Origin of the sequence: Sorangium sp. So ce176 (assembly GCF_051519835.1) — a bacterium.
Classification (GTDB): Bacteria; Myxococcota_A; Polyangia; order Polyangiales; family Polyangiaceae; genus Sorangium; species Sorangium cellulosum_G.
In genome coordinates this window covers 11,414,753-11,428,574 of sequence record NZ_CP150371.1, presented here as the reverse complement: position 1 = coordinate 11,428,574, position 13,822 = coordinate 11,414,753, and the positions used below count along the sequence as shown (strand labels likewise).

The following is a 13,822-nucleotide window of genomic DNA, read 5'->3' as shown; positions in this document are numbered from 1 at the left end:
CCGGCGCCGGGCCGGGTGGCCCACTTCGGCACAATCGCGGAGCTGATGTCCCGGGCGCCGGGCGCTGTCCTGCGCGGATCAGCGCAGGGTTCGCGCGAGGCATCTCTCTTGCTGCGCGTTCGCGGCCGCGCGCGATGTGCGGCGGCGAAGTTGGAGAGGTGATTGGATGGCGAGCGACGTGCTTCGAGCGCTGATGGCAGCGCTCATATCCGGTGCGTGCCTGATGGCATGTGACGGTCGCAATGACGGCGGGGGCAGCGGCGGCGCAGGCGGCGGCGGCGGCGGAGGCGGCAGCGCCAGCGATGGCGGAGGCGGCAGCGCCAGCGATGGCGGAGGCGGCAGCGCCAGCGATGGCGGAGGCGGCAGCGTCAGCGACGGCGGCGGCGGCAGCGCCAGCGACGGCGGCGGCGGCAGCGCCAGCGACGGCGGCGGCGGCAGCGCCAGCGACGGCGGCGGCGGCAGCGCCAGCGACGGCGGCGGCGGCAGCGGCGGCTCGCCGTTCGACGAGCGGTGCGCTGTGCGGGACATCGAGGGCACGATCCCGGGCGTGAAGATCTCGATCGCGTCGAGCCGGTGCGTCTATCACGTCGGGGAGGCGGCGGAGTTCCTCTACAAGGTCGTCACCGACTCGAGCGTCCCCCCGATCAGCATCGCGGAGTCCACCGGCTGCGGGCGCTGCGTCGAGCCGTCGAGCGATCCGCTCTCGTTCGTCTCGTACAAGATCACGGGCACCTCGTCGGCCGGGCAGCCGCAGCAATACTGCCTCTGCGACGTCGGGTGTTGCGCTCCCGACGAGGCGGAGACCGTGCAGGTCGACGCGACGACCGCGACGCAGACGATCCGCTGGTCGGGTCGGCAGTGGAACGGACCGTCCGACACAAGCAATCCGGAAGGTGAGCCGTTCGCGCCCGGCAACTACCTCGTCGAGGTGACGTTCGACGGCCAGGCGCAGGGCATCGTGACGGCGACGCTGGGGATCGAGATCATTCCCTAGCCTCGCGGGCTCGCCCCCGTCCTGTACCCACGGCAGGCCCCCCGGCGAGGGGGACCGCGCCGCTCGGCGACAGCTCACGCAGAGCGCGCGAGAGCGAGGAGAGAGAGACAGAGATTTGAACCACAGAGGCACAGAGGGCACAGAGGGATGAGGGACAGGCACTCTGTGCGGCCATGCGCCTCCGTGGCTCGGCTCTCGGGCTTTCTGCTAAGGTCCGCGCACCATGCACGCCTGGCGCGGACACTCCTTCGGCTCGCCCGAGATCCTTGTCTGGGAAGAGGTCGACGACCCCCCGCTCGCCGAGGGTGAGGCCCGCATCGAGGTCGCCGCGTCGGCGATCAACTTCCCCGACGTGCTCTTCACCGCGGGCGCCCATCAGGTCAGGCCGACTCCGCCGTTCACCCCCGGCTTCGAGGTGGCCGGCGTCGTCGTCGAGAGCCGCGAGCCGTCGCTGCCGCCGGGCACCCGCGTGGCCGCGACGCTCCCCGGCTCGGGAGGGTACGCGACGCACGCGATCGCCGGCCCGCGCACGACCTACGCGCTCCCCGACGGCATGCCGTTCGAGGACGCCGCGGCGCTGACCATCACCTACCAGACTGGCTACCTCGCCCTGCACCGGCGCGCCGGCGTCAAGCCGGGCGACACAGTCCTCGTGCACGCCGGCGCAGGCGGCGTCGGCAGCGCCGCGATCCAGCTCGCCAAGGCGGCCGGCGCGACAGTCATCGCCACCGCCGGCGGCAAGGAGAAGGCGGCGGTCTGCCGCGCCCTCGGGGCAGACGTCGCGATCGACTACCACAGCGAGGACTTCGTCGCCGTCGTCAAGGACCACACAGCGGGCCGGGGCGCCGATATCGTCTTCGACCCCGTCGGCGGCGACGTCTTCGACCGATCCACCAGGTGCATCGCCTTCGAGGGCCGCATCCTCGTGATCGGGTTCGCCTCAGGCCACTTCCCCGCCGCGCGCGCGAACCACCTGCTCGTGAAGAACTATTCGGTGCTCGGCTTCTACTGGGGCACCTACAGCCGCGCCCAGCCCGCCCTGACGCGCGCCGCGCAGGACGCGCTCTACGCGATGGTTCGGCAGGGCGCGATCAAGCCGCTCATCTCCGCCGCGCTGCCGATGGCGGACGCGAAGGCCGGCATGACGGCGGTCGCGTCCCGCGCGACAACCGGCAAGGTGGTGCTCACGAACGCGCGATGAGAGGCGATGAGGGGGGCGCCGCCGCCGCCGCTCGGGAGCGCGGCAGCGGCGCCGGGGAATGGGTCAGTTGCAAGCGGTCCCGGTGGACGTCTCGGAGAGCTCGCCGAGCGTGTCCTGGTCCTTCGTGGTCAGGCCGAATCCATAGGGGAAGAGCGCCTCGCCCCCGTCGTTGCGGTTGACCTTCTGGCACTCGCTCCCGGGCCACGAGAACGAGAGCTTGCCCTGGAACTCCTGCTTGCCGAACAGCACGTCGGCCACGCCGGCGCCCTCCGAGCCCGGCAGCCACGCCGCCACGAACGCGTCGGAGAGGTTCAGCTCCTTGTTCACGTAGAGCGGGCGGCCCGACAGGAACACCGTCACGATCGGCAGCTGCGGCGCGGCCGTGCGGATGGTCCGGAGCACCGCCAGGTCCTCGGGGTGGAAGAGCGCGTGCTCGAGCGTCTTGGCGTGCGCCGTCGAGTCCCCGGAGTCGCCCGAGGGCTGGATATCCCCCTTCATCTCGGCATAGGGCGTCTCGCCGATCACCACGATCGCCGCGTCGAAGTTGCCCGACGAGGCCGCGGCGCCGTTGGCGCTCAGCATCGCCTGGCCGCCGCCGGACACGGCCTCCTGGATCCCCTTGAAGATGGATGTGGCGCCCGGGAAGTCCGCGTTCGTGACGTCCGTGCCCTGCCACGTCCGCGACCACCCGCCGGCCTGGTTCGGGATGCTGTCGGCGGAGTTGCCCGCGACGAGCACCCGCGCCGACGCCTCGAGCGGCAGCACCGAGCCCTTGTTCTTGAGCAGCACGAGCGACTTCCTCACCGCCTCGCGCGCGATCTCCCGGTGCTCCGCGGCCCCGAGCACCGCCTGCTGCCCCGCGAACATCCGCTCCGAGGGCGCGCCCTTGGTCGTCTTCGGGCCGAGCAGCCCCGCCCGCATCTTGACCCGCAGGATCCTGGTCACCGCGTCGTCGATGCGCGCCCTCTCGATCTGGCCGCCGTTCACCTGGTCGATGGTGTTCTCGTAGAACTCCTTCCACTTGTACGGGACCATGATCATGTCCACGCCGGCGTTGATCGCGGCGGCGCACGCGTCCTCGGCGCAGCCCGGCACCTGCTGGTGACCGTTCCAGTCGCCGATGACGAAGCCGTCGAAGTGGAACTTCTCCTTCAGCACGCCGGTGAGCAGATCGCCGTGGCCGTGCATCTTCTTGCCGCGGATGCTGTTGTACGACGCCATGACCGTCTGCGCGCCCGCGGGGATTGCGGACATGTAGCCCTGACCGTGGATCTCGCAGAGCTCGGTGTCTGTCGCCAGGTTGTTGCCCTGGTCGTCGCCCTTGTCGGTGCCGCCGTCGCCGATGAAGTGCTTGGCCGTCGCGATGACGCGCGTGGGACCGAAGAGATCCGCGCTGTTCGCGGCGCCCTGGATGCCCGTCACCACCCGGCCGGCGTAGCGGTTCACGATCTCCGGATCCTCGGAGTAGCCCTCGTACGTGCGGCCCCACCTGTCGTCGCGCACGGTCGCGAGCGTCGGGGCGAAGGTCCAGTCGAGGCCGGTCGCCACGACCTCCTTGGCCGTCGCGGCGCCGATGCGCTCGAGCAGATCGGGGTCGTTCGCGGCGCCCAGGCCGATGTTGTGCGGGAAGAGCGTGGCGCCGCGGACATTGTTGTTGCCGTGCACCGCGTCGATGCCCCAGATGATCGGGATGCCCGCGCGGCCGCCGCTCTTGTCCACCGAGGCGTTGTAGAAGTCGTCGGCCATCGCGAGCCAGTCCGCGGCTGTCGCGCTCTTGTTCCCGCCCGGCCACGAGCCCCCGCCGTTCAGCACAGAGCCGATGTTGTACTGCCTTACCTCGGCCGGCGTGATGTAGCCGATCTCGGCCTGCACCATCTGCCCGACCTTCTCTTCGAGGGACAGCTGGCCGAGCAGCTCCGCGACGGCCGCCTCGATCGCCGGATCTTTCGCGATCTTGCTCGTCACCTCGGGCCAGCCGGCGTCGCAGGGCAAGAGGCCCGCGCTGTCGCCGGCCCCGCTGCCGCCGTCGCCGCTGCCGCCGTCACCGCTGCCGCCGTCACCGCTGCCGCCGCCGCCCGTGCTGTCGCCGGCGCCGGTGCCGCCGCCGGCCGTGCCGGAGCCGGAGCCGGAGCCGGGGCCCGTGCCGGAGCTGGTCGATGAGCCGGTCGGATTGTCGGACGTGTCGTCGCCGCAGGCAGCCGGCGCGATAACGACCGCCGCCGCCATGATCCATGTCGCATACCGTGTGAGGCGCATAGGTGCTCCCCTCTCTGTCAGTGAGATGAAGGATGGGCTTTGAGGTGAACCGTGACAGTCAAGCAAAGCGTCGTTCGGCATGATCCCCGCGCGCGGCCGCCCGTTCGCCAGAGGCTCGATCAGGACAGCGGATGGCAGGCCTCGAGCTCGCGGTCCCGGAGGTCACCCGACGCTCCAGGCCGCTCGCCGCGCTCGAGGAGAGCAGGGAGCTCGCACGGACACGATCGCGCGCACGCCAGGCCGGGCAGACGCGCCCTGTCCAGCGACGCGATCGAGCGAGGCCGACAGCCGGCCGGGCGCGTGAACATGCGGTGAGACGAGCTCCACGCGATGGGTACAAGACAACATAAGACAGGACGGGAATGTTCTAATCCATGTCTCCACCGGCACGCAAGCCCCGCCTCACGCCGCCAACCAGGGAACCCCCGAGGCGCCCGCCGCGTCATCGCGTCGTCGCGTCATTGCATGGGCGCGTCATTGCATGGGCGCGTCATCGCATGGACGCGTCGTCTCGTCATCATCGCATCGTCGCGTCGTCGCCATGAGCGCGATCCGCGCCGGCGCTCGTGGCGGGCCGGATGACACGGCGCGTCCTGGAGGCCCTCTCGTTAACCACGGTTCGAATCGGGCCGCAATACACAAACCGGAGGCGCGGCGCGATAATCCACCCGTGGCATAACGCCACAAGGATGCAAGAGAGCCACGGCCCCGCCATCGCTCCGGCGGGACGGGCGGTCATTTCGGAGGGTGGCCGTGGATTTGCAAAAACGCGCCGCATTTCCAGGGAGATCCCGACGATGGCGAGACGCCCTCACCTTGCGATTGCCGTGCTCGTGCTTGCTCCTGCGCTCTCCGCCGGCTGCGGCCAGGCGGACGCGCCCCCGTCGAACCAGGCTGCCCCGCCGGGGCAGGAGAAGAAGGTCGACACAAAGATCCTCGAGAAGGGCGCAGAGGCGCTCCAGGATCTGAGTCCCGTGCGGGCGATCGACCACTACCTGGACGGATTCCACGTGATGAAGGACAACCCGGACCATCACATGGAAGCCCATCACTACTGCAAGGGGGTCAATGAAGAGTTCACGCAGTGTGTGATCTTCGACGGGAACACGACCGACGCGAACATCATCGGGGTCGAGTACATCATCTCCGAGGCGATGTTCGAGGGGCTGGCCGAGGACGAGAAGAAGCGCTGGCACCCGCACAATTACGAGATCCTCTCAGGCCAGCTCACCCTGCCCGGCGTACCGGCGGTGGCCGAGAAGGCGGCGCTCAAGAAGAAGATGAACAGCTACGGCAAGACGTGGCACATCTGGGACACGGGGCACCTGGGGCACCCCGCCGCGCACAGCCTGCCCGTCGGCGAGCCGCTCCTCGCCTGGTCGTACAACCGCGACGGGGAGATGCCGGCCGCGCTGGTGGAGGCGCGCGACAAGCGGACCGGGATCAGCACCGCAGAGAAGCGGAAAGAGCGCGCCGATCTCGCCGCCATCGCGAACCCGCAGCGGGGCGTGGACGATCTCGAGTCCAGGTTTCCGAACGCGACAGGCGCTCCGGAGGGCGTCCGGGCGAAGTGACGCCGCTGCAGAAGTGACGCCGCTGCAAATGAAGCCGCTGGCGGCGAGGCGGTCGCACGAGGGCTGACCTGCGGGACCGCGGGGAGGCACCGCGGCGGGACGACGGAGCGAGCTCGAGGACAAGGGGGCCGGTGCGGGAGAGAGCCGTCCAGCGGGCTCGAGCAGTGGTCGCCGGGATTCAGCGGAAGCGTAATCCGCCATTATGGCAATGACAAAATCTTGTATTCACTGTTGGCGGCATTTACCGGTGAGCTCTTGCGCGCCTATTCTCCGCGCATGCTCTTTATTCCGCGGACTTCGATCCGTTTGTTCATGACCACCGGCGCGCTGATCGTCGCGCTCGCCGGGTGCGGTGACGACGACTCGGGCACGGTGGCAGGAAGCGGCGGCACCGGCGGTGAGGCTGGCGGCAGCACCACCGGTACCGGAACAGGCACCGGCGGCGAGGGTGGCGCTACAGGCACCGGCGGCGAGGGTGGCGCTACAGGCACCGGCGGCGAGGGTGGCGCTACAGGCACCGGCGGCGAGGGTGGCGCTACAGGCACCGGCGGCGAGGGCGGCGCTACAGGCGAGGGCGGCGCTACAGGCACCGGAGCTGGCACCGGTGGCGCCGGCGGCGATCCGACCGGTGGCGCCGGCGGCGATCCGACGACCACCACGACCACCACCTCCGTCGCGGTCGGCGCTGGCGGTTCGGGCGGCGAGTCCTCCTCCGTCGGCGCGGGCGGCGCAGGCGGCGATCCGACGACCACCACGACCACCACCTCCGTCGCGGTCGGCGCTGGCGGTTCGGGCGGCGAGTCCTCCTCCGTCGGCGCGGGCGGCGAGTCCTCCGCCGTCGCGGTCGGCGCAGGCGGCGCCGGTGGCGAGTCCTCCTCCGTCGCGGTCGGCGCTGGCGGCGCCGGTGGCGAGTCCTCCTCCGTCGCGGTCGGCGCTGGCGGTTCGGGCGGCGAGTCCTCCGCCGTCGCGGTCGGCGCCGGTGGCGCGGGCGGCGAGTCCTCCGCCGTCGCGGTCGGCGCCGGCGGCGCCGGCGGCGAGTCCTCCGCCGTCGCGGTCGGCGCCGGCGGCGCCGGCGGCGAGTCCTCCGCCGTCGCGGTCGGCGCCGGCGGCGCGGGCGGCGACACCTCCTCCGGCGGCGGTGAGGGCGGCGCCGGCGGCGGTGAGGGCGGCGCGGGCGGCGGCGCGGGCGGCGGCGACAGCGAGCCCGTGCGATGGGCCGACGTGGAGCCGATCCTGCTGGCGAAGTGCTCGCCCTGCCACACCCGTACGGATCCCGCGCCGGCCAGCGGCTTCGCGATCACCTACGAGTCCTCGCAGCTCCCCTCGAACTCGGCCCAGTGCGCCGTGGGCGAGGGCGAACCCGCAATGACGCAGGGGGAGTGCGCCTCCCTCCGCATCCACGACATCGACGCAACCACCCGCATGCCGCGCAACAGAGGGTGCACCGGCGACCCGGAGCTCGACGTCGCGAATCCCGCCTGCCTGACGGCCGAAGAGCAGCAGACGCTCATCGACTGGATCGCCGACGGCCAGCTCGACTGACCCGATGAGGCGCGGCCCTCGCGGCCGCGCCTCACCTCACCTCGGCTGCTCCAGGAGCACGCCGTCTTCATAGGCCTGGATGAGCCGCTCCAGGATCTCGATCTCCCGCGCCAGCTCCTCCCCCTTCTCCGTGTCCCCCACCGTGCGCGCGGCCTCGTAGACCTCCACGTCCGATATCTCGGGGATGATGTCCTCCCCCGTCTCCACCGCCTGCTCCACCGACGTGAAATGGTGGTGCTGCGCGAGCCGCGCCCCGCTCGCCTCGAGCACGAGCGTGTAGCCCTTGTCGCCGTAGGCCTCCGAGAACGCGCCGTCGATCGTCACCGCGCGGTGCGACGCCTTGATCGGCGACTCGCCCTGCTCGACCCGGACCGGCACATGCCCGTTCACGATCAGCCCCCGCGCCTCGTCCAGGCCGAACTCGCGGCACACCCGGGTGCAGAAGCCGGCGTCGTGGATCAGGTGGAAATACGGGTTCTTCGTCTCCCGGTGCGTCCTCGCGTCGGCGACGAAGTACGACTCGAAGGTCGTCATCCGGTCCTTGCCGAACATCGGGGAGAGCGGGCCCGTCCAGAGGTACCAGAGCAGGTCGACGTCCTCCTGCGCCCGCGCCCGGAAAGCACGGCGCACAGCGCGCTCCAGCGCGTCGAACAGCGCCCTGCCGCGGCGGGGCTCGCCGTCCACCACGAAGGGGAGGAGCTCGCCCGCGCCGTCCACCGGGACACAGCCGTGAAAGATGAGCGCGCGATCGCGCCGGAGCCACGTCGTCCCCTGCTGCACCATCCAGCGCATCCGGCGGGCGAGCACAGGGCTCTTCAGGAAAGACTCCTTCAGAAGCGCGATGCACGCCGCCTCGTCCGGCGTGAGCGCGTAAGGATCGCCGGATTCCAGCGCCGGATCGAGCGTCGGGAAGCGCGCGTCGAGCAGCGGGTACACCTCGCCGTCGATCGCGACAGTGCCCGCGCGCTGGTCGATGCGGTGCAGGAGGCAGCGGTGCTCGAGCGCGTATTCAGGGCGCCGCCGGCAGAGCTGCCCCTCCAGCTTGAACTGCAGGACGGCCATGGCCTTCTGCATCCGCGCCATCAGCAGCGCGTCGCGCAGGCCCTCGCCCCGCACCGCGAAGCGCTCCGCGGGGTCGTCGGCGTAGGCGGTGCGCGCGAGCCGGTCGACCGGCGCGACCGGGATGCCGAAGCCCTCCTCGAGCTGCGAGAGGCGGCCGTAGCGCAGCGAGAGCCGGACCACGGTGGCGATGAGCGCCTCCTGGCCGAGGCTCGCGCCCATCCAGCTCACGTCGTGGTTGCCCCAGACCACCCGCGCGCGCGGCTGGCGCATCAGGTACTCGAGCACCTTGTCCAGCCGGGGGCCGCGATCGCCGAGGTCGCCCGCCACCACGAGCTCGAAGACCGTGAGGTTCCGGATCGCCCGCGCGGCGGCGCGCAGGATCTCGATCTCGCGGCCGTGCTGCACGAACGGCTCCACGAGCGCGTCGAGGGTGCCGCCCTCGCCCGGCGCGGCGCGCGCCGACACGAGCTCGCGGAGCAGGCCGCGCATGTCGGCCGGGAACGCCTGGTCCACCTGGCGGAGCGTGTAGCGCCGCGACAGCTCGCGGATGACCTCGACCTCGCGCGCGAGCGTCCAGCGCAGGTACGCGCGCCGCGCCGCCTCGGCGCCGCGCGCCACGGGGGCGTAGCTCTCGCGGGGATAGTAGATGACCGAGAGCAGCGCGCGCTTCTCGCCGGCCGTGAGCCGGTCGCCGAACACGCGCTCGACAAGCGGCCGCAGGCTGCCCGAGGCGTTGTTGATGATGTGCTTCAGCTTCCTGTGCTCGCCGTGCACGTCGCTGACGACGTGGACCGTCCCCTTCGGGAGCGACAGGATCGCCCGGAGATGGCCGATCTCGGCCAGCGCGGCCTCCGTGGTGGGGTACCGGCCCGCGAGGGCGCGGAGGAGCGGCAGCTCCCGCGTGTCGAGCATGGCGCCGGATCATAGAGCAAAGCGGCGGAGCGCCGCAGCCGACGCGCGCCCGCGCGGCCCCGTCAGGCAGCAGCCGGCGCGCGCCGCCGGCCGCCAGCGCGCGGGCCTGCTCCGCCGCGTTTCCCCTTGCGACGCAGCGGCGCCCGACTAGGCAATACACCGGGGGCGATGCACGCGTGAGACCGATGGATCCCTGCCTGGCGGCGGGCCCTGACGGGGACGGCGCCGCCAGGGCCGAGCGCCTGGCGCGAGGGGCCGGACCCCTGCTCCGAGGGCAGAACCGGATCCTCCGGATGGTCGCGTCCGGAGAGCCGCTCTCCCGCGTGCTCGACGAGCTCATCCGCTTCATGGAGGCCCAGTCGGGCCGCGCGCTCTGCTCCGTCCTCCTCGTCGACGGATCGAGGACGCACCTCCGCTGGGCCTCGGCGCCCAGCCTGCCGGACGCGTACAACCAGGATGTGGACGGGCTGAGCATCGGCGCCGTGAGCGGCTCGTGCGGCACCGCCGTGTTCCGCAAGCAGACCGTCGTCGTCTCGGACATCGGGCGCGACCCGCTCTGGGCGCGATCGCGCGATCTCGCGCTCTCCCACGGCCTCAGGGCGTGCACCTCGATGCCCATCCTCGACCGCGAGGGCGAGGTGCTCGGCACGTTCGCCTTCTATTACCGCGAGGCGCGCGGGCCGAGCGCGCGCGATCTCAGCCTCATCGAGATCTCCAGGGATCTCGCGGGGATCGCGATCGAACACAGCCGCGACACAGCGCGCGTCGAGGAGGCGCTCCGCGCGCGCGACGACTTCCTCGCCGTGGCGTCCCACGAGCTGAAGACGCCGATCGCGACCCTCCTCCTGCAGATCACCGCGCTGGAGCGGCTCCAGCGCGCGGCGGGGGCGATCCCCATCCAGGAGATCGCGCCCAAGCTGGGCAACCTGGAGCGGCAGGGCAAGAAGCTCCTCAAGCTGGTCGAGCAGCTCCTCGACGCGACGCAGCTCCTCTCCGGCCGGATCGAGATCGAGCGCGCGCCGGTCGATCTCGCCCAGACCGTGCGCGACGTCGTGGAGCGGCTCCTGGACGGCGTGGTGGAGGTCGCGCCGGAGGTGGAGCTTCACGCGGACGGGCCGGTGCTCTGCGAGGGCGACGGCTTCCGGATCGAGCAGGTGGTGGTGAACCTGCTGTCGAACGCGTGGAAATTCGGCCGCGGGGCGCCCGTCGAGATCACCGTCGAGCGGGGCGACGGCGCCGCGCGCCTGCTCGTCCGCGACAGCGGCATCGGCATCGCCCCGGCGGACCAGGCGCGCATCTTCCAGCAGTTCGAGCGCGCCGTGTCGGTGCGCAACTACGGCGGCTTCGGCCTTGGCCTGTGGCTGACGCGGCAGCTCGTGGAGCGGATGCGAGGCCGCATCTCCGTGCAGAGCGAGCTCGACGCCGGCTCCACCTTCACCGTGGAACTCCCCCTGCCCCATGCGCAAGTCTGTCCTGATCATCGATGACGATGTCGATCTGGCGATCACCCTGGCCGAGACCCTGTGCGAGCTCGGGTACGAGGCGACGCCCTATTTCAGCGGGCGGGAGGCGCTCGATCGCCTCTCGGAGGGCGCGCGGCCGGCCGTGATCCTGCTCGACCTGATGATGCCGAAGATGAACGGCTGGAAGGTGTGCGACGAGCTCAGCGCCGTCCCCGGGCTCGGAGAGATCCCCGTCGTGATCATGACAGCGGCGTCGAACATCAAGCAGCCGATGCCGAAGCACGCGCGCGAGGTGATCAGCAAGCCGTTCGAGCTCGACGCGCTGCTCAGGACGATCGACGCCGCGTGAGGCCGGCGCGGCGCGTGCGCCGCGGGCCGCGCGCGGCTCAGCGGGGCCCGCCGATCTCCTTCACGACGAGGTCGGGGTCGGCGGCGATGTCCTTCTCGGTGAACAGCACCGGCCGCCACGCCTTCTGCGAGAACAGCTCGGTCTGGTCGGCGAAATGGGGCGACGCGGGGTCGGTCGACTGCGCGTAGCTGAGCAGCGCCTCGGCGCGGGGGCCGCCGGTCGTGTGCTCGACGGCCATCACGAAGCTCGTGCCGAAGTTGATCGGGTACCCCGCGGTGGTGAGGCCCGTCGTCGGGTTGACGAGCTCGCCGGTGTTGAGCCTGGGCAGGAGGGTGCTGTTCGGGGCGGTCGGCAGGTGGGTCACGACGTTGGCCACCCCTTCCATCCCGAGCCCGCCGTGGATGGGGATGGCGTCGTCGCCCTTGTTCGTGAACTGCGCCTCGCCGAGCGGCGTGCTCGGGTCGAGCCCCGCCTGCGCGAGCGCGCGCGTGGCCTCGGCCAGCGCCACGAGGATCGGGTCCGGGCCCTCGGCCGGCGGCTCGACCAGATCGCGGGGGGTCTCGAGCGGGTCCTTGGGGTCGAACGGCTGAGCGTAGAGCTTGCCCGCGTCCACCGTGGCCGCGCTCGAGAACTGCCCGAGCAGCTCGCGCCACACGATCGCGCCGACGCTCTCCAGGTCGAGCCGGCCGTCCCACGACGCCAGCGCGAGGCACGCGTCGGCGACGTCGACAGCCTCGCCCTCGAGGTCGACAGGCGCCGCGCCGTCGCAGCGCTCGACGACCTGCGCGCGGAGGCGCTCCGCCGTAATCGCCCGGTTGCCCAGGATGGCGGCCTCGAGCTCGTCGCGCGAGAAGAGGCCGTCCTCGCCCGCGGCGGCGCCCTCGCCTTCCTCGGTGAGCAGGAGGAGGTTCATGCGCGTGCGCGCCGAGATGGGGGCGCCCGGCGTGCCGAAGAGCGCCGGATACCCGGTGAGCGGCTCGGCGGGGTTCGTGAGCCACGGCGTGTCGTTGGCGTTCATGACGAAGTCGGTCCGCGCGAGCGACGGCAGGTCGCCCCACGGCACGAGCGCGCCGGCGCCCTGCGTCTCCACCCATTCGTCGCGCGCCGTGCTCCCGTCGAGCAGCACGATGCCCGAGCGCGCGAGCAGCCCGGTGAGGCCGTCGCGCTGCTGCGCGCTCTCGTAGGCCCTCACCGCCTCGGCGCTCAGGTGGGGCACGCGCGAGGCGTCCATGAGCAGGGCCTGCCCCTCGGCGTCCACCGCTGTCGTGAACACGAACGGGATGCCGCGCAGCTCCTCGTGCGCGCGCCGGAGCTCGTCGAGGCTCGTCGCGCGGTCCATCCGGAGCCACTGGTCGAGGGCGGTCACGTTGTCCTCGTTGGCGTCGCGCACGGTGAACGCCTGCTCGGTGGACCAGCCGAGGACCGAGGCCCCGAGCATCGGGCCGTGGTGGCTCCGGTACATCACCCGCGACACCTGCTCGATCGATCCGTCGTCGGTCAGGACATCGATTGTGTGCTCGCGGCGCTCCATCGGCCGGCGCTCGCCCTCGTGGATGTAGGCCGTCGGGTCGTCCGGATCGAGGCTGAGCCGGTAGACAGTGAAGTGCTTGGCCGGCGAGACCGTGTGCGTCCACGCGACGTGCTCGTTGAAGCCGATGTTGATGACCGGCAGCCCCGTCAGGGAGACGCCGTACACGTCGAGCTGCCCGGGGATGGTGAGGTGCGCCTCGTGGAACCTGAGCTCTCCTTCCCAGGGGAAATGCGGGTTCGCGACGAGCATCCCGCGGCCGCCCTCGGCGCGATCGCGGCCGATCGCCCAGGCGTTGCTCCCGAGGCCGAGGCGGGTGAAGTCCGGGAGCTCGATCGCGCGCTCGCGGGCCTCCTCGCCCGAGGCGTCGGGCGGCGCGGCGCGGCGGATGAAGTCGAGGAGCTGCAGGCTGCCGGCGAACATGTTCACGTGGACGTAGTACGCGGCGAGATCCGCGGCGCTGATCGGCTTCACCCACGCCGCGCCGGCGCAGGGGGCGGGCAGGCCCTCGGGGCCGGCGTCGGCGAGGTAGCGGTTGTAGCCCGCGGCGTACCCCTCGATGAGCGCCCGCCCGTCGGCGGACACGCGCTCCAGCATGCGCTCGCCGCGCTCGACGACGCCGAGCGTGAGGTAGCTGAAGTCGCTGTCGACGTTCGCGTCCCCCTCGCCGGGGCCGAAGGTCCTCGCGCGCTCGCTCCGCACCTTCACGATCTGATCGGCGAGCGTGCAGACGACGTCGCGCGCGCCGGCGTAGCCGAGCCCGAATCCGATGCTGCCGATGTCCTCGGCGAGGATGTGGGGCACGCCGTGGCTGGTCCAGCGGATGGTCGCCTGATAGTCGACAGGCGCCGGCCGCACGCCGGATTCGTCGCCGCACGCGGCCAGGAGACCGAGGCAGCTCAGCCCAGCGATGATTCTACCGTACATGGAACGATCCTCCT

The 13,822-nt window shown here is 71.7% G+C and carries 9 protein-coding genes; 6 read left to right on the top strand and 3 right to left on the bottom strand.

Features of this window, described 5'->3' with window-relative positions; all coding sequences use genetic code 11:
- Positions 1–223 precede the first annotated feature (223 nt).
- Together WMF42_RS43145 and WMF42_RS43140 are read left to right on the top strand one after the other, a co-directional pair.
- Positions 224–994 carry a hypothetical protein gene (locus WMF42_RS43145; RefSeq protein WP_437689053.1) on the top strand — a complete coding sequence of 257 codons (771 nt, stop codon included), beginning with the start codon at positions 224–226 and terminating at the stop codon, positions 992–994.
- Positions 995–1,217: 223 nt separating this feature from the next.
- Entirely contained in the window at positions 1,218–2,195 is a 978-nt protein-coding gene (locus tag WMF42_RS43140) for an NADPH:quinone oxidoreductase family protein (protein ID WP_061612207.1), read from the top strand.
- Between the two features lie 63 nt (positions 2,196–2,258).
- Here WMF42_RS43140 and WMF42_RS43135 read toward each other — a convergent pair whose 3' ends face one another.
- Positions 2,259–4,451: a glycoside hydrolase family 3 protein gene (locus tag WMF42_RS43135; protein ID WP_437689050.1), complete on the bottom strand. Its 2,193-nt coding sequence runs from the start codon at positions 4,449–4,451 to the stop codon at positions 2,259–2,261.
- Positions 4,452–5,248: 797 nt separating this feature from the next.
- Between WMF42_RS43135 and WMF42_RS43130 the strand changes: the two genes are divergently transcribed.
- Positions 5,249–6,025 carry an OBAP family protein gene (locus WMF42_RS43130; RefSeq protein WP_437689048.1) on the top strand — a complete coding sequence of 259 codons (777 nt, stop codon included), beginning with the start codon at positions 5,249–5,251 and terminating at the stop codon, positions 6,023–6,025.
- A gap of 312 nt (positions 6,026–6,337) precedes the next feature.
- Positions 6,338–7,567, top strand: coding sequence for a hypothetical protein (locus WMF42_RS43125; RefSeq protein WP_437689046.1), 1,230 nt, complete (start codon positions 6,338–6,340; stop codon positions 7,565–7,567).
- A 36-nt stretch (positions 7,568–7,603) separates the two neighbouring features.
- Here the strand turns inward: WMF42_RS43125 and WMF42_RS43120 are convergent, their stop codons facing one another.
- Positions 7,604–9,541, bottom strand: coding sequence for a fructose-bisphosphatase class III (locus WMF42_RS43120; protein WP_437689045.1), 1,938 nt, complete (start codon positions 9,539–9,541; stop codon positions 7,604–7,606).
- Between the two features lie 185 nt (positions 9,542–9,726).
- Here WMF42_RS43120 and WMF42_RS43115 point away from each other — a divergent pair, with 185 nt between their 5' ends.
- Positions 9,727–11,028 carry a sensor histidine kinase gene (locus WMF42_RS43115; RefSeq protein ID WP_061609470.1) on the top strand — a complete coding sequence of 434 codons (1,302 nt, stop codon included), beginning with the start codon at positions 9,727–9,729 and terminating at the stop codon, positions 11,026–11,028.
- The gene (locus tag WMF42_RS43110; protein WP_061609482.1) at positions 11,000–11,353 is read left to right on the top strand and encodes a response regulator; all 354 of its coding nucleotides are present in this window, start codon (positions 11,000–11,002) and stop codon (positions 11,351–11,353) included. Before WMF42_RS43115 ends, WMF42_RS43110 begins: the two co-directional genes overlap by 29 nt.
- 37 nt (positions 11,354–11,390) lie before the next feature.
- Here WMF42_RS43110 and WMF42_RS43105 read toward each other — a convergent pair whose 3' ends face one another.
- Positions 11,391–13,808 carry an acylase gene (locus WMF42_RS43105; RefSeq protein ID WP_437689042.1) on the bottom strand — a complete coding sequence of 806 codons (2,418 nt, stop codon included), beginning with the start codon at positions 13,806–13,808 and terminating at the stop codon, positions 11,391–11,393.
- Positions 13,809–13,822 lie beyond the last annotated feature (14 nt).